General features: G+C 36.1%; 25 protein-coding genes and 1 pseudogene. 5 read left to right on the plus strand and 21 right to left on the minus strand.

The genetic code is table 11. The annotated features are described in order from the left end of the window. Nucleotides 1-9 precede the first annotated feature (9 nt). From etfA to ABH960_RS05675, 7 genes and pseudogenes are all read right to left on the minus strand, one after another. On the minus strand, nucleotides 10-987 hold the full coding sequence (gene etfA / locus ABH960_RS05645) for an electron transfer flavoprotein subunit alpha (protein WP_404443480.1): 978 nt from the start codon (nucleotides 985-987) through the stop codon (nucleotides 10-12). Nucleotides 988-1,023: 36 nt separating this feature from the next. Continuing rightward, nucleotides 1,024-1,797, minus strand: a complete 774-nt coding sequence (etfB, locus tag ABH960_RS05650; protein WP_002088867.1) for an electron transfer flavoprotein subunit beta — start codon at nucleotides 1,795-1,797, stop codon at nucleotides 1,024-1,026. A gap of 78 nt (nucleotides 1,798-1,875) precedes the next feature. Then, on the minus strand, nucleotides 1,876-2,652 hold the full coding sequence (locus ABH960_RS05655; protein WP_002088868.1) for an enoyl-CoA hydratase: 777 nt from the start codon (nucleotides 2,650-2,652) through the stop codon (nucleotides 1,876-1,878). 11 nt (nucleotides 2,653-2,663) lie between these two features. Then, complete coding sequence (locus tag ABH960_RS05660; protein ID WP_087945806.1) at nucleotides 2,664-3,251, minus strand: fatty acid metabolism transcriptional regulator FadR; 588 nt, start codon at nucleotides 3,249-3,251, stop codon at nucleotides 2,664-2,666. Nucleotides 3,252-3,357: 106 nt separating this feature from the next. Next, the gene (locus ABH960_RS05665) at nucleotides 3,358-5,043 is read right to left on the minus strand and encodes a long-chain-fatty-acid--CoA ligase (protein WP_404443485.1); all 1,686 of its coding nucleotides are present in this window, start codon (nucleotides 5,041-5,043) and stop codon (nucleotides 3,358-3,360) included. A 193-nt stretch (nucleotides 5,044-5,236) separates the two neighbouring features. After that, nucleotides 5,237-6,688, minus strand: a complete 1,452-nt coding sequence (locus ABH960_RS05670; RefSeq protein WP_404443488.1) for a BclA C-terminal domain-containing protein — start codon at nucleotides 6,686-6,688, stop codon at nucleotides 5,237-5,239. Between the two features lie 320 nt (nucleotides 6,689-7,008). Continuing rightward, nucleotides 7,009-7,266, minus strand: a pseudogene (locus ABH960_RS05675) (sigma factor); the annotation flags it as partial. Between the two features lie 179 nt (nucleotides 7,267-7,445). On the opposite strand from ABH960_RS05675, the gene ABH960_RS05680 reads away from it, so the two are divergent. Beyond that, nucleotides 7,446-7,949 (plus strand): DinB family protein, encoded by a 504-nt coding sequence (locus ABH960_RS05680; protein WP_002192435.1) that lies wholly within the window; start codon nucleotides 7,446-7,448, stop codon nucleotides 7,947-7,949. A 134-nt stretch (nucleotides 7,950-8,083) separates the two neighbouring features. Beyond that, complete coding sequence (locus tag ABH960_RS05685) at nucleotides 8,084-8,416, plus strand: YfjL-like protein (RefSeq protein WP_001093305.1); 333 nt, start codon at nucleotides 8,084-8,086, stop codon at nucleotides 8,414-8,416. 63 nt (nucleotides 8,417-8,479) lie between these two features. Here the strand turns inward: ABH960_RS05685 and ABH960_RS05690 are convergent, their stop codons facing one another. The 6 genes from ABH960_RS05690 to ABH960_RS05715 form a co-directional block, all read right to left on the minus strand. Next, on the minus strand, nucleotides 8,480-9,175 hold the full coding sequence (locus tag ABH960_RS05690; RefSeq protein WP_404443492.1) for an ABC transporter permease: 696 nt from the start codon (nucleotides 9,173-9,175) through the stop codon (nucleotides 8,480-8,482). 104 nt (nucleotides 9,176-9,279) lie between these two features. Next, the gene (locus ABH960_RS05695; protein ID WP_002192431.1) at nucleotides 9,280-9,984 is read right to left on the minus strand and encodes an ABC transporter permease; all 705 of its coding nucleotides are present in this window, start codon (nucleotides 9,982-9,984) and stop codon (nucleotides 9,280-9,282) included. A 34-nt stretch (nucleotides 9,985-10,018) separates the two neighbouring features. Further along, nucleotides 10,019-10,180, minus strand: a complete 162-nt coding sequence (locus ABH960_RS05700) for a hypothetical protein (RefSeq protein ID WP_170935211.1) — start codon at nucleotides 10,178-10,180, stop codon at nucleotides 10,019-10,021. Further along, nucleotides 10,173-11,096 (minus strand): ABC transporter ATP-binding protein, encoded by a 924-nt coding sequence (locus tag ABH960_RS05705; protein ID WP_064056516.1) that lies wholly within the window; start codon nucleotides 11,094-11,096, stop codon nucleotides 10,173-10,175. The genes ABH960_RS05700 and ABH960_RS05705 overlap by 8 nt, the downstream gene beginning before the upstream one ends. Nucleotides 11,097-11,221: 125 nt before the next feature. Next, nucleotides 11,222-12,157: a HAMP domain-containing histidine kinase gene (locus tag ABH960_RS05710; protein WP_404443497.1), complete on the minus strand. Its 936-nt coding sequence runs from the start codon at nucleotides 12,155-12,157 to the stop codon at nucleotides 11,222-11,224. A 1-nt stretch (nucleotide 12,158) separates the two neighbouring features. Continuing rightward, nucleotides 12,159-12,851 carry a response regulator transcription factor gene (locus ABH960_RS05715; protein ID WP_002184873.1) on the minus strand — a complete coding sequence of 231 codons (693 nt, stop codon included), beginning with the start codon at nucleotides 12,849-12,851 and terminating at the stop codon, nucleotides 12,159-12,161. 171 nt (nucleotides 12,852-13,022) lie between these two features. On the opposite strand from ABH960_RS05715, the gene ABH960_RS05720 reads away from it, so the two are divergent. Then, nucleotides 13,023-13,196, plus strand: a complete 174-nt coding sequence (locus ABH960_RS05720) for a hypothetical protein (RefSeq protein WP_002015431.1) — start codon at nucleotides 13,023-13,025, stop codon at nucleotides 13,194-13,196. Beyond that, the gene (locus ABH960_RS05725) at nucleotides 13,197-13,391 is read left to right on the plus strand and encodes a YwbE family protein (RefSeq protein WP_001014315.1); all 195 of its coding nucleotides are present in this window, start codon (nucleotides 13,197-13,199) and stop codon (nucleotides 13,389-13,391) included. Between the two features lie 40 nt (nucleotides 13,392-13,431). On the opposite strand, the gene ABH960_RS05730 is transcribed toward ABH960_RS05725, so the two are convergent. After that, a complete protein-coding gene (locus tag ABH960_RS05730; RefSeq protein ID WP_002184870.1) occupies nucleotides 13,432-14,631 on the minus strand; it encodes a class I SAM-dependent rRNA methyltransferase in 1,200 nt (399 codons plus the stop codon). 247 nt (nucleotides 14,632-14,878) lie between these two features. Between ABH960_RS05730 and isdG the strand changes: the two genes are divergently transcribed. Continuing rightward, entirely contained in the window at nucleotides 14,879-15,202 is a 324-nt protein-coding gene (isdG, locus tag ABH960_RS05735) for a heme oxygenase (RefSeq protein WP_002112144.1), read from the plus strand. A gap of 72 nt (nucleotides 15,203-15,274) precedes the next feature. Here isdG and srtB read toward each other — a convergent pair whose 3' ends face one another. The 7 genes from srtB to isdC form a co-directional block, all read right to left on the minus strand. Continuing rightward, nucleotides 15,275-16,039 carry a class B sortase gene (gene srtB, locus ABH960_RS05740; RefSeq protein ID WP_404443503.1) on the minus strand — a complete coding sequence of 255 codons (765 nt, stop codon included), beginning with the start codon at nucleotides 16,037-16,039 and terminating at the stop codon, nucleotides 15,275-15,277. 43 nt (nucleotides 16,040-16,082) lie between these two features. Further along, nucleotides 16,083-16,853, minus strand: coding sequence for an ABC transporter ATP-binding protein (locus ABH960_RS05745; protein WP_016120867.1), 771 nt, complete (start codon nucleotides 16,851-16,853; stop codon nucleotides 16,083-16,085). Further along, nucleotides 16,843-17,826, minus strand: coding sequence for a FecCD family ABC transporter permease (locus ABH960_RS05750; protein ID WP_016120868.1), 984 nt, complete (start codon nucleotides 17,824-17,826; stop codon nucleotides 16,843-16,845). The genes ABH960_RS05745 and ABH960_RS05750 overlap by 11 nt, the downstream gene beginning before the upstream one ends. 27 nt (nucleotides 17,827-17,853) lie before the next feature. Further along, on the minus strand, nucleotides 17,854-18,735 hold the full coding sequence (isdE, locus tag ABH960_RS05755) for a heme ABC transporter substrate-binding protein IsdE (protein ID WP_340953400.1): 882 nt from the start codon (nucleotides 18,733-18,735) through the stop codon (nucleotides 17,854-17,856). Between the two features lie 69 nt (nucleotides 18,736-18,804). Continuing rightward, entirely contained in the window at nucleotides 18,805-21,609 is a 2,805-nt protein-coding gene (locus tag ABH960_RS05760) for an NEAT domain-containing protein (protein ID WP_404443508.1), read from the minus strand. 32 nt (nucleotides 21,610-21,641) lie between these two features. Continuing rightward, the gene (locus ABH960_RS05765; protein WP_002145465.1) at nucleotides 21,642-22,100 is read right to left on the minus strand and encodes an NEAT domain-containing protein; all 459 of its coding nucleotides are present in this window, start codon (nucleotides 22,098-22,100) and stop codon (nucleotides 21,642-21,644) included. Between the two features lie 23 nt (nucleotides 22,101-22,123). Next, entirely contained in the window at nucleotides 22,124-22,834 is a 711-nt protein-coding gene (gene isdC / locus ABH960_RS05770; protein ID WP_016120874.1) for a heme uptake protein IsdC, read from the minus strand. Nucleotides 22,835-23,078 lie beyond the last annotated feature (244 nt).

A 23,078-nucleotide genomic window follows, 5' to 3' on the forward strand; every position in this document is an offset into this window, starting at 1 on the left:
GTACTCAAATCATGAATGTACTTTTAACTTTTTAAACTCTTCTGTTAAAAGAGGTAATACTTCAAACAGATCACCGACAATACCATAGTCAGCTACTTTGAAGATACTAGCTTCTGGATCTTTATTAATCGCAACAATTATTTTTGAATTAGACATACCAGCTAAATGCTGAATCGCACCAGAAATCCCGCATGCAATGTATAGGTCTGGTGTAACAACTTTACCTGTTTGACCAATTTGTAATGAATAATCACAGTACTCTGCATCACAAGCACCACGAGATGCTCCAACAGCGCCGCCTAGTACGTCAGCTAATTCTTTTAACGGTTTAAATCCTTCTTCACTCTTCACACCACGTCCGCCAGCTATAATAACTTTCGCTTCAGAAAGATCAACACCTTCTGCAGTTTTACGGACAACATCTTGAATGATTGTACGTAAATCTTTCACATCAACTGTAATAGAAGACACGTCAGCTGTGCGAGACTCGTCTTTTTCAAGAGTTGCAATGTTATTTGGACGCACTGTCGCAAATAATATACCACCTGTTACAATCTTCTTCTCAAATGCTTTACCAGAGTAAATCGGACGAGTGAAGATAACATTTCCACCTTCAACTTCTAAAGCCGTTACGTCAGAAATTAAACCAGCTTCTAATTTCGCTGCTAATTTTGGTGATAAATCTTTACCAAGTGCCGTATGTCCAAATACAATGCCTTCTGGCTTTTCTTCAGCATATACAGCTAAAAACGCTTGTGCATATCCATCAGATGTATATGATTTTAATTTATCATTTTCAACTGTCACAACGCGATCTGCACCGTAATGAATCAATTCATTTGCAAAAGAGGCAACGCTGTCTCCAACTAGAAGACCTACCACTTCACCGCCTTCTGCAATTGTTTTTGCTGCTGCTACCGCTTCAAACGAAACGTTACGTAGCGATCCATCACGAACTTCACCCATTACTAATACTTTACGAGCCATAGATTTTCCCTCCTGCATATATAATTTCGTATTTTATTAGATTACTTTCGCTTCTGTATGGAGCAACGATACAAGTTCTTTTACTTGATCTTGCAGCTCGCCTTGTAACACTTTTCCTGCATCTTTCTTAGGAGGCAAATAGATTTCAATTGTTTTTGTTTTTGCTTCCACATCATCTTCTTCTAAATCTAAATCATCTAATTCTACTTCTTCTAGTGGCTTCTTCTTCGCTTTCATAATACCTGGAAGTGATGGATAACGCGGTTCATTTAAACCTTGTTGCGCTGTTACTAGAAGAGGTAATGATGATTCAATTACTTCTGTATCCCCTTCAACATCACGCTCAATCTTCACATTTGTACCATCAATTTCAAGCTTCGTAATCGTCGTTACGTATGGGATATTTAACGCTTCAGCTACTCGTGGACCAACTTGTCCAGATGCACCGTCAATCGCAACGTTCCCGCCTAAAATTAAATCGATTTCTTTATCTTTTAAATATTCAGCAAGCACTTTTGCTGTTGTAAATTGGTCACCATTCTCAACATCATCTTCAATGTTAATTAGTACCGCTTTATCACAGCCCATCGCTAATGCTGTGCGAAGTTCTTTTTCACTATCCTCGCCACCAACTGTTATAACAGTAACTTCTCCACCTTGTGCATCTCTTACTTGAATCGCTTCTTCAATCGCATATTCATCGTAAGGGTTGATGATGAATTCCGCTTCGCCATCGTAAATTGCACCGTTTTTAATTACGATTTTTTCTTCTGTATCAAATGTTCGTTTCATGAGTACGTAGATGTTCATTTCATTTACCCCCTTATTTTTCAGAAAGATTCTATCAATTTTAAAATTCTGTTAATTTTTATTAAAAAAATAATTGGACTACCTACCACTAAATGAAGGCTTACGTTTTTCTAAAAACGCTGCTACGCCTTCTCTTCCATCTTCACTCGTAAATACTTCACCAAAAATCTGTGATTCACGCTGTACACCTTCATAATAATGAGACGATTTTGTCGTTTGTAATAACTCTAGCACAGCACGAGTTGTTGCTGGGCTTTTTCCAGCAATCTGTTTTGCAATTTTAAGCGTATCTTCTAAAATGGATTCTTCAGAAAACACTCCGTTAACAAGTCCCCATTGTAATGCTTCTGCACCAGTAATTGGTGTACTTGTTAACATCATTTCACAAGCTTTCGCTTTACCAACATAACGTGGTAAGCGCTGTGTACCTGCAAAACCAGGAATTAATCCAAGTGTTAATTCAGGTAAACCAAGCTTTGTACTTTCAGTTACAAAGCGCATGTGGCAAGACATAGCAAACTCCAGGCCGCCGCCAAGTGCCGCTCCATGAATTGCCGCAATAACTGGTTTTGAACATTTTTCAACACGCTCAAACGTAACTTGTCCAAGCTGTGCTAACTCTGTTGCTTGCTTCGCTTCAGTAACAGATGTAAATTCTTTAATATCTGCCCCTGCTGAGAAGAAGCGTCCTTCACCATGTAGAACAACAACACGAATGTTATCATCCTTTTCCACTTGATCGATTAATTCAGTAACGTCATGCATAACTTGTGAAGACATCGCATTAGCTGGAGCATGGTTTAACGTCGCCACCGCGATATGATCTTCAACTTTTACAGATAGGAATTTCAACATGATCCCTCCCATTATTTACGATAACCACAAGCTGCAATAAGTAGCCCATGTACCGTTTTTGAAAGTGCGACCAGATCATACTTATGATCGCTCATTACCCAATTGGTCACAACTTCATCTACTGTTCCAAAGATCATTTGTCTTGCCACGCGAACGTTTAAATCCGCCTGAAATTCACCTTGCTTTATACCTGTCTCTAAAATCTCATCCATAACTTGTAAGTAGCCTTTTAATACTTCATTTATTTTAAGGCGCAAGTCTTGATTGGACTGCCTTAGCTCTAATTGCGTAACGATAGCAAGAGGATCATTTTGTGACAACAGCAAGAAGTGCGTTTCTACCAACATGAATAACTTCGCTACAGCGCTTTCAATTCCTGCTATTTTTTGACGAATTGTTTCAACAAATTCTCCCATCTTCTCTTGGAATAAGGATATTAATATATCTTCTTTATTTTTAAAATATAAATAAATCGTGCCATCAGCTACCCCAGCTTGCTTTGCAATTTTAGAAACTTGCGCTTGATGGTATCCATTCTCCGCAATCACAATGACTGCAGCATCAATAATCTGATTGTATTTCGGTCTATTTTTCTTCACTTTACTGTCCCCTTCAAGAAGATGACTGAATGAATAGTCATTCATATTCTTATAATACTGACTATTTAGAAAAGTGTCAATCCTATTTTTTCAAAAAGAAAGGGCCTTAGCCCGTTTGCTCATCCTCATTCTTTCTCTTCTCTTCATCTATTAGGACACGACGTAAAATTTTTCCGACTGTCGTCTTCGGCAACTCACTTCTAAACTCATATACCTTCGGAACTTTGTAAGCTGCTAAATATTTACGTGCAAACAGATCTAATTCTTCTTCAGAACACTCAGCGCCTTCTTTCAAAACAACAAACGCTTTTACAGTTTCCCCTCGATACGGATCAGGAACACCGATTGTTACCACTTCTTGCACCTTTTCGTGTTCATATAACACTTCTTCTACTTCACGAGGATATACGTTAAAGCCACTAGCAACGATCATATCTTTCTTACGATCTTTCACATAGAAAAAGCCATCCTCATCCATGTATCCTACATCACCTGTATGGAGCCAGCCATCTTGCAGTACAGCTGCCGTTTCTTCTGGCTTATTCCAATACCCTTTCATAATTTGTGGGCCCTTTACAACGATTTCACCAATTTCACCTGGAGGTAATGACTCTCCTGTTTCAAGTGACATGATTATTGCCTCTGTATCCGGCCACGGTACCCCAATACTTCCCGGCACACGCTTTTCCCACAAAAAATTCCCATGTGTAACTGGTGATGACTCCGTTAATCCATAACCCTCTACTAATTTACCACCTGTAACTCTCTCAAACTCCTCCTGCACTTCTACAGGAAGCGGTGCAGAACCACTAATACAAGCCTGAATTGAAGAAATATCATATTCTTTTAAAAGAGGACTATTTAATAGAGCAATGTAAATGGTTGGTGCTCCTGGAAATAGTGTAACTTTATGTTTCTTAATTGCTTCAAAAACCATTTTCATATCAAACTTCGGAATAAGCACCATTTTATATCCTTGCATAATACTTAAATTCATTACAGCTGTCATCCCATACACATGAAAAAACGGAAGAACACCAAGAATTACCTCTTCTCCTTCTTTACAATTATATAACCAATGAGCTCCCATTAAAGTGTTCGAAACGAGGTTTTTATGCGTTAACATAACCCCTTTTGGAAACCCTGTCGTTCCCCCTGTATACTGTAAAAGGGCTAAATCATTTTCAGGATCACATGGAACTTCAACATTAGTACTACTTTCCCTTTCTACCGATTTCCAAAGATGAATCGTTTCGCTTTCCGACACATTCACAACAAGATTTGCCTGCTTTTTTTGTACAAATGGATAAAGTAAATTTTTAGGAAATGGTAAAAAATCTGCAATACGGGTCACGATAATGTGCTCAAGCTTTGTTGCAGTTTGAACGTTAGTAACTCTCGGAAACACTAAATCCAGGCAAAGAATAACTTTTGCCCCTGAGTCATGAAGTTGGTACTCCAGCTCTCTTTCTGTATAAAGAGGATTCGTTTGTACGACAATCCCTCCCGCAAGCAAAGTACCATAATAACCAATTACAGATTGCGGACAATTCGGTAACATAATCGCAACTCTATCGCCTTTTTCAATACCAAGCCTTTGAAGGTAATTCGCAAATTTCTTTACCTTGTCATGGAAATCTGAAAATGTAACATCTTTACCTAAAAAGTGAAGCGCTTTCTTTTCTGGATAACGAGCAGCCATTTTCTCTAAATATCCATGAAGTGGCTGAATATCATAAGAAATTGTCCCTGGAATTTCATCTGGATAACTCTGCAGCCAAGGTTTTTCCACTCTCATTCCCCCTTCCAATACTTGTGAAAATAAATGAATGTTCATTCATGATAGTTGTTTTCATTATATTATAGTCATAACAGCGTTACAATCATAATATTCTGACTTTTTTATAACTATGCTTTACTTCCTTAACTTCTTATTATATGTAGAAACTCTCCTAATTTTAAAAGAATAAGAGAGTTCACGTTACTTAGCTTAATCTTATAATCGTTAAAACTGCACCAGGTGTAGTCGTTGATAACGTGGCAACAGCTAACAATCCAAACAACTGCAAACTAATTGCACTCCCCGCTGCAAGAGTCGTAATAATTGTTGCACTAAATGATGTCGTTGCTAATGCAGGGGAATTGATAGTTCCAGCAAGCGGTGCACCATTAATTGTAATTCGCGAACTAACTAATAATGAAGCCGTTATATTAATTGTATATGAAATATAATAATTCCCCGCATTTGCGGCCGTAAATACTGTGTTCCCCCCCGATACTGTAATTCCTGGACCGATATTTTGATTATTTGGAAGTGGGACATTTGTTCCACCAAGAAGCACTGATATTGCCGCTCCTGATGTATTATTCGCAAATGCATACGTCGCAGTTATACTTGTACCTGTTACTCCCGTCGCTCCTGTTTCACCCGTTGCTCCTGTTGCTCCTGTTGCTCCTGTTGCTCCTGTTGGGCCTGTTGGACCTGTTGGACCTGTCGCTCCCGTTGGACCCGTTGCTCCCGTTATTCCCGTTGCTCCTGTTGCTCCCGTTGCTCCCGTTGCTCCTGTTGCTCCCGTTGCTCCCGTTGCTCCTGTTGCTCCCGTTGCTCCCGTTGCTCCTGTTGCTCCCGTTGCTCCCGTTGGACCCGTTGCTCCCGTTGCTCCCGTTGCTCCCGTTGCTCCCGTTATTCCCGTTGCTCCTGTTGCTCCTGTTGCTCCCGTTGCTCCTGTTGCTCCTGTTGCTCCCGTTGAACCTGTCGCTCCCGTTGGACCCGTTGCTCCCGTTGAACCTGTCGCTCCCGTTGGACCCGTTGCTCCCGTTATTCCCGTTGCTCCCGTTGCTCCTGTTGCTCCCGTTGCTCCTGTTGCTCCTGTTGCTCCCGTTGCTCCCGTTGCTCCCGTTGCTCCTGTTGCTCCTGTTGCTCCTGTTGGGCCTGTTGGACCTGTTGGACCTGTCGCTCCTGTTGCTCCCGTTGAACCTGTCGCTCCCGTTGCTCCCGTTGCTCCCGTTATTCCCGTTGCTCCTGTTGCTCCCGTTGCTCCCGTTGCTCCCGTTGCTCCCGTTGCTCCTGTTGCTCCCGTTGCTCCCGTTGCTCCCGTTGCTCCCGTTGCTCCCGTTGCTCCCGTTGCTCCTGTTGCTCCCGTTGCTCCCGTTGAACCTGTCGCTCCCGTTGCTCCTGTTGCTCCCGTTGCTCCCGTTGCTCCCGTTGCTCCTGTTGCTCCTGTTGCTCCTGTTGCTCCTGTTGCTCCCGTTGAACCTGTCGCTCCCGTTGCTCCCGTTGGACCTGTTGGACCTGTTGGACCTGTTGGACCTGTTGGGCCTGTTGGACCGAGCTTAGGAACTGTCCCATCGCAACTAAAACAGCACGAATCAACATGTAAACCATTTTGATTATTACATCCACAATATCCATTTGCATTATTACTCCATAAAGACATGTTGACCCTCCTTCGTGTTCGATCTTTTAAGTAAGCCCACTAATTAAAAATATCTTTCTAATAAAAATCAGTTTTTATTTTCCTTATCAACTATCCGCTCTGGAACAAACCTTTTATAAACAAAGTTTTTTTCCTTACATTCTAATAAATATTACATGCAATACGCTCTCTTTTCGCTTGTACTTTCGCCTTCCTCATTAAAGGAATTTCAGCTCCTTCAACCTTGATACACGTATATATTTTAATACAATATATTAAAATCCGTATAAATCGTTATTATTTCGTCAAAATTCCCAAAAAATATTAGCACTTAAAATACCCTCATATTTTGTTAAATTAACATTTTTTCCTTCTACATATATTTTTTGCTGAAACTCTTGTAATTGATAGACCTTATTACTTTTTCGTTTATAATCAATGGCTTTAAATTTCGCAACAGATATAAGCCAATTTCTAAACTTCCCACGATTTTTATCATAACTATTAATGTTGTACCAAACGATTAATAAAATATCGTCAACACATTCATCCACTAGCACCTTACTATGTGCCGTATCTAAAACACTATGAACCACTCTTTACTCTATTCTTTATTCATTACATATACGAATGAAAAGATCGATTTTCTGACACTTTTACAAATATTTTCTAATTATTTTTATATCGTATCAATATATATTGAATTTTTTCTATAAAAAGGGAATGAATTAAGTATCTCGAATTTAATCTATGAACATAAGTAGGGGGGATAACAATAATGTACCAAACCATTGAAGGTTTTCTACAATCATGGACATACGAAGCTGAGTCTACTCAGAAGATGCTCGATGCATTAACCGATGAATCTTTATCACAAGAAATTGCACCTGGGCACTGGACGTTAGGCAGAGTTGCTTGGCATATCGTGACTGCAATTCCTGTTATGCTATCTGGAACAGGGCTTCAGTTTGAAGGAGAAACGAAAGATTATCCTGTACCAACTTCAGCAAAAACAATTGCAGATGGGTATCGCAAAGTGAATACGGCTTTTATTGAAGCACTTCAAAGTGAGTGGACTGATAAAGACTTAGCTACTATTAATAACTTCTTTGGTCGTCCTATGCCGAATTCTATATTTTTAATGACACTCATCAATCATCAAAATCACCACCGCGGACAGATGACTGTTTTAATGCGTCAAGCTGGCTTAACAGTCCCTGGCGTTTATGGTCCTGCAAAAGAAGAATGGGCTGCTACTGGAATGGAAGCTCCCCAAATGTAACGACAGAAAAAGACAAGGTGTTTATGCACCTTGTCTTTTTCTGTAACTTGTTTCATGTGAAACTATTTTCTACTAAATGGTATTTTATGAGAAAATACGTTAAGATAAATTCATATTAATTGGAGGGAACTAAATTGAATACAAAAAACAAAAAAATAACAATAAGAACTCTCTTACTAACTTCTATCATTGGAGTTATCGGTGTATCTCTTTATTTCACAAGTTATGGTACCCCTTGGGGAAAACAAACAGCAGTTACGGAATCAAAAGAATATATTACAAAATACTTTGATCTAGATGCAGAAGTCAAAAATACTTCTTACGATGCTAAAATGAATAGCTATGCAATCGCCTTTGAAACAATTGAAGATGGAGAGTTTACTATCGAATATAAAGGTCCTAATAACTTTAACATTTCTCCAGGAGTGCAAGAGTATTTAAGCAAACACTATAAATTTACAGAGTAGTAACGAAGCATACATATACAAAAAAGAGTTGGTATAACGCCAACTCTTTTTTACGTATTCTTGTCATACTGTTATATCTTCCTTCTCTATATTTTTAATTCCGTAATATGCAATCGCAACTCCAATCGCTGCAAATGTGAATTGAAGAGGAAGAAACGTCGCTATAGGAAATATGGACGGGTTATTAATTGCGATTAATGCAACGATAATAGAAGAAACGATTGTAGCTGGCACAGAACGTTTACGCATCCCGAAATATAGAGGAATTAAGCTTATTCCTGCCGTGGCAATGGCTAAAGGAATAAGCTTTATCCCTTCTTGAATCAATTGATCTACTGTGAATGAATTAGGAAGAATTGAAAAATAACTATCTATCCCAAAGAAAATTCCTACTACTAAAATGTTCGATAAAATAACTGTTATAAATGTTAATGTCGCTGTAATAGCCAACTTACTAGCCATCATTTTCTTTCGGTTAATTGGATAAGAAAACATGAGTAGTATTGTTTTACTTTTATATTCATCAATTATTAACTTGGCTATTAGTACGCCACCAAAAATAATAAATGTTGCTCTTACTAACGCACTAGCCATCGACAAAATTATCTGCGGATCCCTTATTTTTGGATCCCCTTCTATTTGAGCAACGATACTAACGAAGATTAGTAGTGCCAGTATAACGATATTCGCAATAACCGCTCTCTTCACATACGATCCAAGCTTAAACTTCCTCAATTCTAGCTTCATAAGACGTAGCATGATAGTCCTCCTTTCATGTAAGTTACTGAAATTAACTTAAAATTGCAATTACTATTATTTTTTTCACTATTCATACCCCAGTTCGTTGTTGTTTTAAGCTTACTTCACGCCACATCAATTTTGTCGATTTTACGATATGAAAGATAACTAATAAAAATCCCTAATAAACAGAGCACTATTGGAATAGCGATAAAATTAAACATACTTACTTGACCGTTTCCAGAACCAACGTTACCATTAATTAGCATCCCAATTATTACTGCAGAAGTAATTGTTGTCGGTGTCGATTTTTTTCTCATCCCAAAAAATAAAGGAATTAAACTTATACCAGATATCATAAATGCACTTATAATAGTAGTTGGAACGCTAGCTATTAATTCGCCTATCGTAGCAGGCGTTTCAATCAGTCCGATCATTGGACTCACAAAATATACGAGCAAACTAATAATGAAAGTAGCAATAATCGTGCTCACAAAACAAAAACAAAAAACAATTGTTAATTTCGCCCTCATTAGCATTTTCCTTTGTAGCGGGTACATAAACGATAGTTGCATCGTTTTGTTCTTATACTCATCAATTACTAAACGTGATAAAAGGACTGAACTAAAAGTAATGAATGTTATCCTAATAAAAATGTTTATTAAAGCCATTTGTTGTGTGAAGTCAGAGAGTAGCAAATCTACCTCGCCTTTCCCTCCCAACATCATGAGGTTTACTACGGCGAAAATTGCTATAATACAAATTGCTACACTTTTAAAGTAACTAGATAATTGATGCTTCTTCCATTCAAGCTTCATTAATTTAAGCATATAAACCACGCCTCCATTCCTTATATAGCTGTCCTTACGCTACTAACATTCTAATTCCAGCAGTAATTACGCTTAACATTCCTATCACTAGTAGAATTAACAACCATTTCCGCTCTGGTTTCCTATAATAGAAAATCCCACTTATGAACATTACGATCAATCCACTTACTAGATTCACTAACAATCCATTAAGCATGAATGCCCTCTCCATCCATTACATTTAAGAAATATTCTTCTAAGGAACTATGTTTCTTATTAATACTTTCAATTTCTACATCGTTCATAATAAGTGCTTTTGAAATGGCTTGCTGTGTCGCTGCCAATTCATACACACGAATCATATTTCCACTCATTATTTTGTAATTTTTTATACCGAGTTTATCTTCTAAAATATAAGCTGCACGCTTCACATCAGGAACAGTAATTTCAATGTACTCTGTTTGTTTTCCGTTAATACTCTTCATTGAAACTTCTTTTATTAGTTTTCCATTTTGAATTACACCAATTGTATCCGCCATTAGTTCCATCTCGCCTAAAATATGACTAGAAACTAATAACGTAATACCATATTCTTTGCAGAGCATTTTAAATAAGTCTCGTAATTCTTTAATACCAATTGGATCTAAACCGTTAATCGGTTCATCTAAAATGAGTAATTCTGGCTTTGTCATGATTGCCCTTGCAATACCCAGTCGTTGCTTCATACCTAATGAAAAATCTTTTACTTTTTTATCATCTATACCGTGCAGTTTCACTAAATGTAAAGCATGATCAATTGCGTTTTTATCGTAATACCCCATATATTCACAATGTAATTCTAGGTTTTCCTTCGCCGTTAATTTATCATAAAAAATTGGATATTCGATAATTGTCCCCATGCGCTTTAACAATTCATAAGATGTATCCGTTAACTTCTCACCAAAAATTTCAATATCACCGCTCGTCGGTTTTATTAAATTTGTGATCATTTTCATAATCGTTGTTTTACCTGCACCATTCGGTCCTAAGAAACCATATATCTCACCTTTTTTCACATGCATGTTAACGCTAGAAATTACTTCTTTCCCTTTAAACACTTTCGTTAACTGATTCGTTTTTAATATATATGTCATGTCACTATCTCCTTTCGCACTACCTTATACTTCTATAATAGACAACGGAATTCTCTTTTTTCTTACCCGTTCCTTACAAATTCCTTACGCTGAAAAAAAGCTTGTAGAATCTACTTCTCTACAAGCTAAAACAGCATCTTTTTTAATACAACAGTAAAAATTGTTTTTTCATACGGCTTACTAGAAAGATGTATTTTTCCATCCATCGCTTCCACAAGTCTTTTCGTAATCGTTAACCCTAAACCGCTCCCTTGGTACAATCTATTTCTGGAATCTTCAAGTGTGTACATACGCTCAAACACTTTATCAATATGAGATTCATCAATTCCTTTTCCTGTATCCCATACATCTATATACACACTCGTTTCATCATCTCTTAACGTCACACCAAGTGTCTTTCCATCGTCTCCATATGTAATTGCATTGGATATTAAATTATTCAATACTCTACCTAATACTTCTACATTTCCAAGTGCAAATATATTTCTTTCTGGTATATCAATATGAACTTGAAATCCTTTCGTCGTCACTAAATCATAAAAAGATAAAATCTTCTCGCGGCAAACTTCATTCATATTTACTTTTGTCATCTCGATTGCTTTGTCACCGGATTCTAATTTTGCTAAATCAAAAAACTTATGAATCAGTTCCATCACTTCTAGTGTTTTTACATGCACCTTTTCGAGTAATATTTGCTGCTCTCCCTCATTTATCGTTTTATCCTTATTTAACATTTCGGTATATCCAAGAATAACTGTTAGTGGTGTTTTCAAATCATGTGAAATATTTGAAAGCATTTTTCTCATCGAAATTTCCACTTTCGCATGATCTGCATTCGTTTTCTGTTTTGCATCTAATAAATGATTAATCGCCACTAATAACTTTTGCAATTCTAGATCATCTGTCATAATTAATAGCTTCTCACCAGTTTGTTCTTTTACAATTCGATTTAACTTCTCATACGTGTAGCGTAAATTCCTACTACTATTTTTTCTAATTTTATATTGCACGTAAATAACGATAAGCAATATAATAATCACCACTGTTAAAAATACAACCATACTACATCACTTCCAACTTATAGCCGATGCCCCATAATGTTTTAATATATTCTGGATTAGATGGATCACTTTCAATTTTCTCACGTAATCTTCTCATATGAACATTAATAACGTTATCGTCACCGTAATACTCTTCATTCCAAACTAACGTATATATTTGTGCTTTTGTAAATACACGATTTTGATTCTTTAAGAACAGTTTTAAAATCTCAAATTCTTTTAACGTAAGTTTGAGATGCTTCCCATTTTTTTCAACCGTAAAATTAATTGGATCGATTGTTAAATCACCAATCTGAATCCTCTTTTCTGTTGTTTCTGTAGCCGAATATTTCGTAGACCTCCGAATCCCCGCTTTTACACGTGCAGCCAATTCAATCATAGAAAATGGCTTACAAATGTAATCATCTGCTCCAAGTCCTAATCCAACAGCTTTATCAACATCTGTATCTTTTGCCGACATCATTAAAATTGGGACGGCACTTTTTTCTCGAATGATTCGCACAACCTCTAAGCCATCTAACTTTGGCATCATAATATCGAGAATGATCAAATCAAATGAACCTTTAAAAAATGCGGTAACTCCTTCTTCTCCGTCAGATGCGATTGTAACTTGAAAGCCTTCTTTTATTAAATATGTTTCAACCATCTCCTGAATTGAGATATCATCTTCAACTAATAAAATATGATGTGACATATTTCTATCCCCTTTTTTTTACAAACATTAACATTTTAATTGTATCGTAACGAATGAATACTGGAAAGAATTATATGAATTTTCAAACCAACTTCCCTTCCTTCCCTAACAATGATATGATGAAATTCACTACGATTGTTCATAATTAACTTTATATAAAGGAGACTTATCATGTCAGAAAACAAAAAAGTAAGCTTAGCTGATTTAATGCGCGAACAACTTGCAAAGAAAAAGCAAGGAAATGGAAACGGCTCAAATAATGGAAGTCAAAGTCAAGAAACGAAAAAATTACAAAACCAACAAACGAAGAAAACAAACAACCAACGTAGACGTACAGGTGTATAAATGAACGGGCAAAAACGATCTAACATTTCATCAGGCCTTGAAGTTGATATTGTATTAAAACAAGATCAACGTACAGGCAAGCTAACAAGAGGAATTGTAAAAGATATTTTAACTAACTCACCCTCTCATCCGCACGGCATTAAAGTACGATTACAGGACGGGCAAGTTGGCAGAGTCCAAAATATCATTCAATAAGAAAAGGAGCTCATTTAAACTTGAGCTCCTTTTTTCTTTATTAACCTTTAATTTTCTCGATGAAAACTACTTTTAAATAGTCTCCTTCTTTAAATTGATCAATTGTACGGAAATCTTCCGGTAAAGAATGTTCTTCTAATATTTTATACTTACCGTTCATTTCTTTAAATGCAGTATCGATAAAGCCTTTAAACTTTTTCATATCGAATGCACTGCAATTTGTTGAAGCGACGATAATACCATTATTTTCTGTAATGGCAATTGTTTCTTTTAATAAATTTTTATAATCTTTCGCTGCACTAAATGTATATTTTTTCGAACGTGCAAAGCTTGGAGGATCTAGCACAACCATATCAAACTTCATCTTTTTCTTAGCTGCATATTTAAAGTAAAGAAATACATCTTCTACGATAATATCTTGTGCTTCGTAATCAATTTCATTTACACTGAACTGCTCAATCGTTTTACTTAAACTACGATTGGCAAGGTCAACACTTGTTGTTTTACTTGCCCCGCCAAGCGCTGCAAATACAGAGAAAGCCCCAGTATAAGAGAACATATTTAAAACCGTTCTTCCTTGTGCATACTTATCACGAATTTGTTTTCGAACGTTACGCTGATCTAAAAACACACCAACCATCGCCCCGTCATTTAAATATACAGCAAAGTTTACACCGTTTTCTTTTACGATAAGTGGGAACTCACCGCGCTCTCCTGTTACGAAATCATCACCTTCAATGTACTTTCCTTTCGTATCAAAACGCTTTTTCTCATAAATCCCTTTGAAGTTTGCTACTTTTTGAAGAGCTGCTATAATTTCATCTCGGAAAGTATAAATCCCTTCACTATACCAGCTTACTACGTAATAGCCGTCATAATAATCGATGATTAAACCGCCAAGGCCATCACCTTCACCATTCAGGGCACGAAATGCTGTTGTATCATTTGATTTATAAAAATCTTTTCGTTTATGTAAAGCAGATTTGATTTTACTTTCAAAGAAAGATTGATTCACTTCCTCCTTCTCTTTTCTCGTTAAAATCCATCCATATCCTTTATTTTGTTTTCCATAATAGCCTTTTCCGATGAATTGGTTCTTCTCATCCACTACGTTGATGATTGTCCCTTCTTCACGTACATCATTTAAATTTTGAATTGCATCTTTTAAAATAAGTGGATATCCACCTTTAATTTCTTTTATAAACTTCGGTTTTATTTTTATAGTTACTTCAGATCGCATGTAATGTCTTCCTTTCCATTTGAATGCTTTCTATTAGTAGGAAGCATTTAAAAAACGAGACTGAAAAAAGCCTCGTTTCACTATACCATATTATTGCTTTGCTAGTACAACTAGCTCATCCTCTCGCTTAATCGAAAAAAAACTTATATATTTTATCATTATCATTGACAACGATAATGATTTTCATTATCATTTAATACATATGAAACGATGAACATAATGATAGATTTATAGGAGGAATAAAGAAATGATTATTGTTACAAATACATCTAAAATTACGAAGGGTGACGCACATAAATTAATTGAGCGCTTTAATAAAGTAGGTAAAGTTGAAACGATGCCCGGTTTCTTAGGATTAGAAGTTCTTCTAACTGAAAATACAGTTGATTATGACGAAGTGACGATCAGCACTCGTTGGAATGCAAAAGAAGATTTCCAAGGTTGGACGAAGAGCACTGCCTTTAAAGATGCGCATTCACATCGCGGTGGATTACCAGACTTTATTATCGATAATAAAATCTCATTCTATGACGTTAAAATTGTTCGTATGCCAATAGCTGCGGCTCAATAACTTCGGTTTTAATAATTGGTATAGAAGTATGAGAAGTGATACATCTTCTCTACTTCTATACCTTTTCTTTTTTCAATTTCTTTTCACCAATTTCGCATGCACGACTAGTCTACCAGCCTCTGGATCCAGTGCATAATCACACGTTGAAAGTGTTACAATTTGATCATCCGCTGTCACTTTTGTATCTGTTTTATAGAGTGACCTTCCCTTAATTTTTTCTAGAAAAGATACATAGTCCTCATCGCTTCCAAAATCCGTTTCAATATAATAGAAATCAGTTGTCGTTGTATATACTGAAAATACTTCTACATCGTATCCTTCAAACAAAGTATCGTAATACAATTTGCGATGAGACATAAAGAAATCTTCTTCTAACATTCTTTTTAGACTCCCAAACATAGAACCGTCTTTCATACGATGTCCGTATAGAATCGTATTTCGATTTTGAGATTTCACATCGTTACGATGATCCATGAAGATACTTCCTGCTCTCATATCCTCGCCTTTATAATTACGATACAAATAGTAATCATTATCTTTCGCTTGAACAATCGGATAATTAATTTGCGTATCATCCATCGTAATCCAACCAACTATTTCTGGATTAATTTTTTGTAAGGCTTGGAACTGTGCACGTACTGCTCCATCTGATGATTTTTCTTCCATCGGACTCCTTTGATAAATATCTTGTGCTTCAGCCATTACTTTGCGATTTTCATAGTAATCTATGAACATCCCGCCTAATTCATACACAGAGTAGAAAAAGATGCCTAAAAAAACAACTGTAAGTATTCTTTGAAAAAAGGAATTCTTTTTCTTTTCTTTCTTGCTGCTCAAAATATCACCTCAAAACGAATTGCCAAAGGGATTTAGCCGCCTGTCAAATCCCCATTGGTACCATATACAATCCTGTATCTTCATCGTGTTTCACAACGACCTCTACGCCATATATGCTCTTAATCATATCTTCTGTTACAACATCATGTGGCGTACCTTTCATAACTATTTCTCCATCCTTCATCACGATAATATGATCGCTATAACGGATTGCTTGATTAATGTCATGTAATACCATAACAATCGTTAAACCATGTACTTCATTTAACTCTTTCACTAACTCTAATATTTCAAGCTGATAGTAAATATCTAAATACGTCGTTGGTTCGTCTAAAAACAGCATGGGCGTATTTTGCGCTAAAGTCATCGCAATCCAAACACGTTGCCTTTCTCCACCAGATAATGCGTGTATTGGCTTATCACGCTTATCTTGTAGTCTCGTACACGTCAATGCTCTTTCGATTGCTTCGCTATCCTCATCCGTTTGTGTAGAAAAAATATTTTTATATGGCATACGCCCAAAACTCGTCAATTTTTCAACTGTAATATCTGCTGGCGCCTCATTTTGCTGATGAACGACCGCTAGCTTTCTAGCAAACTCTTTCGGCTTATACTGGCTAATAGCTTTACCATCTAGCATTACTTCTCCACTACGGGGATCATGATTTCGCGACATAACACCTAGTAATGTTGATTTCCCACAACCATTTGGGCCAATAATTGTTGTAATTTTTCCAACCTCTATTTCACTACTAACAGACTTTAAACGATCCGTTACATTATCATAAGAAAAGGTTACATTTTTAATTTCCATGAACTTGATCACTCTTTCTAAGCAAGAATATTAAGAACGGACCACCGATAACTGCCATAATCGTTGCTGCTGGAATTTCATTTGGCGGTACGATAAGCCTACCGATTGTGTCTGCCGTTAAAATTAATAACGCACCTGCAAGGGCTGAAAACGGAATAAGTACTTTATGATCCGATCCAACCAATTGCCTTGAAATATGCGGGATAAGTAATCCAACGAAAGCGATAACGCCCGCAATCGCAGTTGATACAGCCGCTAACAAGACAGCGATAGCAGAAATAATAAGGCGTACCCTTGTTACATGAAGTCCAAGGTTTTTAGCCGTTTTATCTTGTAAAGATAATAAATTACACCATGCCCCTACAAACAGTGCAAGTATAAGGCCGATTGATCCATATGTAACAAGTACTTCCACATCGCTCCATGTCTTCATCGTTATATTAGATGTTGTCGTCTGCTTAATACTTTTAATGAAATATCCGCAAATCGTAACGAAAGATTCATTTAAACCAGTAAACATCGCATTTATCGCTATACCGATCAAAATGATACGCAGCGGACTTAAACCTGATTTCCAAGAAAACGCATAAACGAGATAACAAGCAAACGCACCGCCTAAAAACGCGAATAGTGGTGTCCAGAAAAAGAACTGAGGAAATAGTGTAATGATAACAAGTGTCATAAAACTGGCCCCTGAAGATATCCCGATAACCCCAGCATCCGCAAGTGGATTTTTCATAACCGCTTGGAAAAGCACACCAGAAACAGCAAGCGCTGCTCCAGTGAAAAGTGCAATAATAATACGCGGGAAACGTAAATCTTTAATGACTTCAACATCTTCATTTGTCCCTGTAAATATACCTTGTAAAAGATCAATGACACCTATTTCTAAACTACCTTTCACAGCGGATACAGTAGTCATAATAACTAGTAATACCGTGACGATGAAGAAACTCCAAAATTTTTTATTCATCTCAATCTTCCTTTATATATACATGTATCATGGATACATCATTTTCTTTAATTCATCTAGAGCTTCAATAGCTGCTAAATTCCCTGTTGTTCCAAACAAACGCTCTTCTAAATCGTACACTCTATTATTTTTAACTGCGGCAAAATGCTTCCAAATGTCGTTCGTTTTAAATTCCTTATCGAACATTTTCACAACTTCATCTGGCATACCGTGTGCTGCACGTAAAATAATATCTGGGTCAGCTTTTTTTAAGTACTCTGTATTAGAAGCTAAATACTCTACTTTTTCACCTTGTACGATATTTTTACCACCTAGTTGTTTTACTAAATCCCCAATATATGAGTGTTCTGTCGCTACCAAATAACTTCCAGGTACTCCAAGTAAAATAAGGACTGTCGGTTCTTTCTTCCCTTTTACTTGTTTTTGAATGTCTGTAACCTTGTTATCAAACTTTGTTACAACTGCTTCAGCCTGCTTCTCACGCCCATACTTTTCACCCAACTCTGTAATTGAGTTTTTCATGTTTTTTAAACTCGTTAAATTTAAAAAATTTGCCTTAATGCCCGCTTCATTAAAAACTGGCTTCAACTCATATTCAAGCGTCGTAACAGATAATACTTCTGATGGTTTCATTGATTTTACTTTTTCCATATCAGGACTCATCGGATTTCCAACATCCGGTAAACCTTTATAACGCTTCGGTAATGTTTTATAACTAGTTGGAACACCAACTAAATCTACTTCTAATGCATCCATAATTTCAGTCACGGCGACTGTCGTTGCAATAACACGTTCCTCACTACTGCTCTTTACCTTTTTTGCCGTTTCTTTTTTGGGTGATGAGCACCCAGCTATACTAAATAAAAGAATGATAGCCATGAATACACTCGTGATTTTCTTCACTCTCAATCACCACTCCTTTCGGTACAATATGAAACGAGTCTTGATGCATGAAACCATGCATCAAGACTCCAAATTTTACAGTCTACCTGCTCTATATTTACGAACTAAGAAAGCAAGTGATCCTAGTAATAGCAACATATACATTCCAATCTGTGCTGTATCTGCTGTTTTTGAGTTTTTCTCTTTTTTTACATCATTCTTCACATTTTCATTTTGCTTCTTACCGTCTGCATTTCGATTAAAATCAGGATTACTGATTGTTTTTACATTGTCTACTTTCGGTGTACTCACTGGATTTTTCGGTTCATTCTTCGGATCGTTTTTCGGATCCTCTTTAATAGTCCCTACTGCACCAATATTATTTGTATCAAATTGAATTTGCACGTCGTAGAAATGATGGTAGTTCATTGAATCGATATCTACTTTTGTTTTCGCATTTAATTTCGCAAATAACTCATCAATTTCAAACTCTACTACTCTCGTATCTGCATTTTTATCTTCACTCACTACTTTTGCATCAACAAATGCACCAGCACTTTCTGTTTGGAACTTCGTAATCCATGAACTATTTTTCAGTGTCATCGCAACATATTTCTTGCCATCTTTCACTGTTAATCTTGCTGGCTTTACAACGTATTGATTCATCATTGAAATCTCATCCGTTTTATCTTTTAACACTTTAAAAGTAACATCATATTGACCGTCTTTTAAATTTTTCGGATCAACTATTGTGTGTCCATTTTGATTATTATTTCCACCTTGATTATTGTTATCGTCTTGGTTGTTATTTCCACCTTGGTTATCGTTTCCGCCTTGGTTGTTATTTCCACCTTGGTTATCGTTTCCACCTTGGTTGTTATTTCCACCTTGGTTATCGTTTCCACCTTGGTTGTTATTTCCACCTTGGTTATCGTTTCCACCTTGGTTGCCTAAAGCTTTAATACTACCTTTATCAAATGCGAATTGAATGTCGTAGAAATGATGGTAATTCATCGCATCAATATCAACTTTCACTTTTGCATTTAACTTTTTCGATAAGTCGTCTACTTCTACTTCCACTACTCTTGTATCTAGCTCTTTATTTGTACCTAATACTTTCGCATCGACAAACGAATTATTCTTTTCAAACTCAAACTTTGTAATCCATGAGCTATTCGTTACTGTGAAAGATACATATTTCTTACCATCTTTCACTTTTAATACGCCTGGACTCTTCGTATATGTGTTCATCATTGAAATTTCGTCTGTTTGATCTTTTAGCACTTTAAAACCGATACTGTATTCACCGTCTTTAAGAGCATTGGGATCAATTGTTGTGTTATTGTCTTGGTTGTCGTTTCCGCCTTGGTTATTGTTTCCGCCTTGGTTGTCGTTTCCACCTTGGTTATTGTTTCCGCCTTGGTTATTGTTTCCGCCTTGGTTGTCGTTTCCACCTTGGTTATTGTTTCCGTCTTGGTTGTCGTTTCCACCTTGGTTATCTAACGGCTTAATGCTATCTTTATCAAATGCAAATTGAATATCGTAGAAATGATGATAATTCATTGAATCGATGTCTACTTTTACTTTTGCATTTAATTTTTTTGATAAATCTGCTACTTCTACTTCCACTACGCGTGTGTCAGCTTTCGTATCTTCACTTAATACATTCGCATCAACAAACGAACCATTTTTATCAAATTCAAACTTTGTAATCCATGCGCTATTCGTTAATGTAAATGATACATATTTCTTACCATCTTTTACTTTTAATACACCTAGATTTTTTGTATATGTGTTCATCATTGAAATTTCGTCTGTTTGATCTTTTAATGTTTTAAAATTGATGCTGTATTCACCATCTTTAATTGTTTCAGCATCTGGGTTCTTATTTCCATCCGGTTTTTCTACTTCCGGCTTTTTATCTTCATCCGGTTGTTTCTCTTCATTTTTAACTTGTTCAAGTTTATCTTGCTCAAATACAAGCTGTACGTCATGAGTTTGCTTGTAACCTTGCGATGCCACTTCAATAAATACTTTTGTATTTAGTTTTTTTGATAAATCAGCTACTTCAAATTCTACTACTCTTGTATCTTTTTCTTTATCTTCACTCACTACTTTTGCATCAACAAATGCACCATCTTTTTCCGTTTGGAAATTTTTAATTAATGAGCTACTTTTTAGCGTTACAATCGCTTTTTTCTTACCATTTTCTACTTTCAATACCCCTGGATTTTCCATGTAAGTATTCATCTTAGATTCTTCATCTGTTTGATCTTTTAATACTTTAAATGGAATGCTGTACGCACCATCTTTAATTGTGTTAGAATTTGGTTGTTGATCTGAGTCAGGCTTTTGGTCGGGCTTCTGACTTGGATCCGGATTTTCATTTGGATCTGGCTTATTAGCTGGGTCCTCTTTTTCATCTGGTTTTTCTACATGAATTGGTGTAATGCTATTTTGGTCGAATGAAATACGAATATCATAGTAATGATGATAATTAAAAGCATCAATATCAACTTTCACTTTCGCATTTAATATTTTCTCTAAATCTTCCACATCAAATTCTACTACTCTTGTATCGCTCTCTTTATCTTCACTAACTACATTTACATCAACGAATTGACTACCTTTTTCTGTTTCAAACTTCGTAATCCATGAGCTATGCGTTAACGTAAAGGATACTTTCTTTTTCCCATCCTTCACCTTCAAAGTCCCAGGGCTTACAGAATATTGATTCATCATTGATTCTTCATCTGATGTATCTTTCAAAACTTTAAAACCAATTGAATACTCACCGTCAGCTAATTGGGTAGCTGCTTGAACTGCAAGTGGTTGTAGTGTCGACACGAATGTAAATATCGTTAAAAACATTGCAACGACAATTTTAAAATATCTGTTCAATAGAATGACTCTCCTTTTTGAAAAATTTCCAATTATTTAATACTGTTCCCATCAAATACAAAACGAATATCATATGAAGCGTTATAATTAATAATTGGGATATTAATTTTCACCTTGCCTTTTAGTTTTTCTGACAAGTCAGCAACTTCAAATTCTACTACTCTAGTATTCTCTTTTTTGTTTTCACTTAAGACTGTTGTTTCTAAGAATTGACCATCTTTTTCTACTTGAAAACTTTTAATAGAAGCACTATCTTTCACTTTAAATGAAACATATTGTTTTCCATTTTTAACGGTTAATGTTGCTGGGCTTTCAAAATAACTATTCATTCTAGATGATTCATCTTTATCGCCTTTCCACACAGTAAAAGCAATATTATATTTTCCATCAGCTAATTGTGTAGCAGCTTTTGCATCTTGTAAACCTAGTGTTGCTATAAACGTAAATAAGACAGCAAATACGGCAATAATCATTTTAAATTGTTTAAACATATATTCATCGCCCTTCCAAAGATTTATTTACTTAACTTCACTTTACGAACTAAGAAAATACCTGAGATTAAAACTAACGCTGCAAATAATCCAATGCGAGCATCATCACCTGTTTTTGGGTTATCTGTTTTTTCAGCCTTTCCACTTTCATTTGTTCCTTTATTTGCATCTTTATTTGTTGCTTTGCTCTCTTCTTTCTTTTGCTCTTCTTTTACTTGGCCATCTTTTTTAGTTTGATCATCAGTTTTTGTTACACCAGCTACACCTTTATCGCCACCTACAGCTTTTACATTCGCATCAAATGCAAAGCGAACTGTGTAATGATGGTCATAGTTTGCACTTGGTACAACAACATGAATTTTTACTCCTAACGGTTTAGATAAATCATCAACTTTAAATTCAACCGTTCTTTTATCTGCTGCTTCGTCTTTGCTAATTACTTTTGAATCAACGAAGTTCCCATTATCTGGTGCTTTAAATTCTGTAATCCAAGCACTATGATTCATTGGAACTTGTACTCTCATCTCACCATTTTTCACAATTAACTTAGCTGGTTTTTCAAAATAATCATTTGCCATTGAAGCTGAATCATCTTCCGCCTTTTTGATAACGTAGTTAATATCGTAAGTACCGTCAGCTAATTTTGCTGAAGCTTGTCCAGATGGCATTACGAGAAAAGCTAGCATACATACTAACGTTATAATAAATGCGGATAATACTGAAAACTTTCTCATTTTGCTTACTTCCTCCTTGTTTATCTTTCGTTTTATAATTTGAAAATGATAATTATTCTCAATTTATAAGAAAAAAATAATCTCTTCTACCTTTATTTAATTGTCATTACTTTATGTAATATAAGTATCATTGATTATCATTCTCACTAGAGGTCAAAAAATATAATATCCCTCAATATTCCCTATAAAAAGCAATCTAAAATAATTTAACCATTTTACTGATTATCATTCTCAACAGACTACA

Origin of the sequence: Bacillus sp. RC252 (genome assembly GCF_044909215.1) — a bacterium.
In the GTDB taxonomy this organism is placed as follows: domain Bacteria; phylum Bacillota; class Bacilli; order Bacillales; family Bacillaceae_G; genus Bacillus_A; species Bacillus_A mycoides.

Coding starts and splice junctions, on each gene's coding strand:
- etfA (WP_404443480.1), bottom strand. CDS start 987: ATGGCTCGTAAAGTATTAGTAATGGGTGAAGTTCGTGATGGATCGCTA.
- etfB (WP_002088867.1), bottom strand. CDS start 1,797: ATGAACATCTACGTACTCATGAAACGAACATTTGATACAGAAGAAAAA.
- ABH960_RS05655 (WP_002088868.1), bottom strand. CDS start 2,652: ATGTTGAAATTCCTATCTGTAAAAGTTGAAGATCATATCGCGGTGGCG.
- ABH960_RS05670 (WP_404443488.1), bottom strand. CDS start 6,688: ATGTCTTTATGGAGTAATAATGCAAATGGATATTGTGGATGTAATAAT.
- ABH960_RS05680 (WP_002192435.1), top strand. CDS start 7,446: ATGTACCAAACCATTGAAGGTTTTCTACAATCATGGACATACGAAGCT.
- ABH960_RS05690 (WP_404443492.1), bottom strand. CDS start 9,175: ATGCTACGTCTTATGAAGCTAGAATTGAGGAAGTTTAAGCTTGGATCG.
- ABH960_RS05695 (WP_002192431.1), bottom strand. CDS start 9,984: ATGCTTAAATTAATGAAGCTTGAATGGAAGAAGCATCAATTATCTAGT.
- ABH960_RS05700 (WP_170935211.1), bottom strand. CDS start 10,180: ATGCTTAATGGATTGTTAGTGAATCTAGTAAGTGGATTGATCGTAATG.
- ABH960_RS05705 (WP_064056516.1), bottom strand. CDS start 11,096: ATGACATATATATTAAAAACGAATCAGTTAACGAAAGTGTTTAAAGGG.
- ABH960_RS05710 (WP_404443497.1), bottom strand. CDS start 12,157: ATGGTTGTATTTTTAACAGTGGTGATTATTATATTGCTTATCGTTATT.
- ABH960_RS05715 (WP_002184873.1), bottom strand. CDS start 12,851: ATGTCACATCATATTTTATTAGTTGAAGATGATATCTCAATTCAGGAG.
- ABH960_RS05720 (WP_002015431.1), top strand. CDS start 13,023: ATGTCAGAAAACAAAAAAGTAAGCTTAGCTGATTTAATGCGCGAACAA.
- ABH960_RS05725 (WP_001014315.1), top strand. CDS start 13,197: ATGAACGGGCAAAAACGATCTAACATTTCATCAGGCCTTGAAGTTGAT.
- ABH960_RS05730 (WP_002184870.1), bottom strand. CDS start 14,631: ATGCGATCTGAAGTAACTATAAAAATAAAACCGAAGTTTATAAAAGAA.
- isdG (WP_002112144.1), top strand. CDS start 14,879: ATGATTATTGTTACAAATACATCTAAAATTACGAAGGGTGACGCACAT.
- ABH960_RS05745 (WP_016120867.1), bottom strand. CDS start 16,853: ATGGAAATTAAAAATGTAACCTTTTCTTATGATAATGTAACGGATCGT.
- ABH960_RS05750 (WP_016120868.1), bottom strand. CDS start 17,826: ATGAATAAAAAATTTTGGAGTTTCTTCATCGTCACGGTATTACTAGTT.
- ABH960_RS05765 (WP_002145465.1), bottom strand. CDS start 22,100: ATGTTTAAACAATTTAAAATGATTATTGCCGTATTTGCTGTCTTATTT.
- isdC (WP_016120874.1), bottom strand. CDS start 22,834: ATGAGAAAGTTTTCAGTATTATCCGCATTTATTATAACGTTAGTATGT.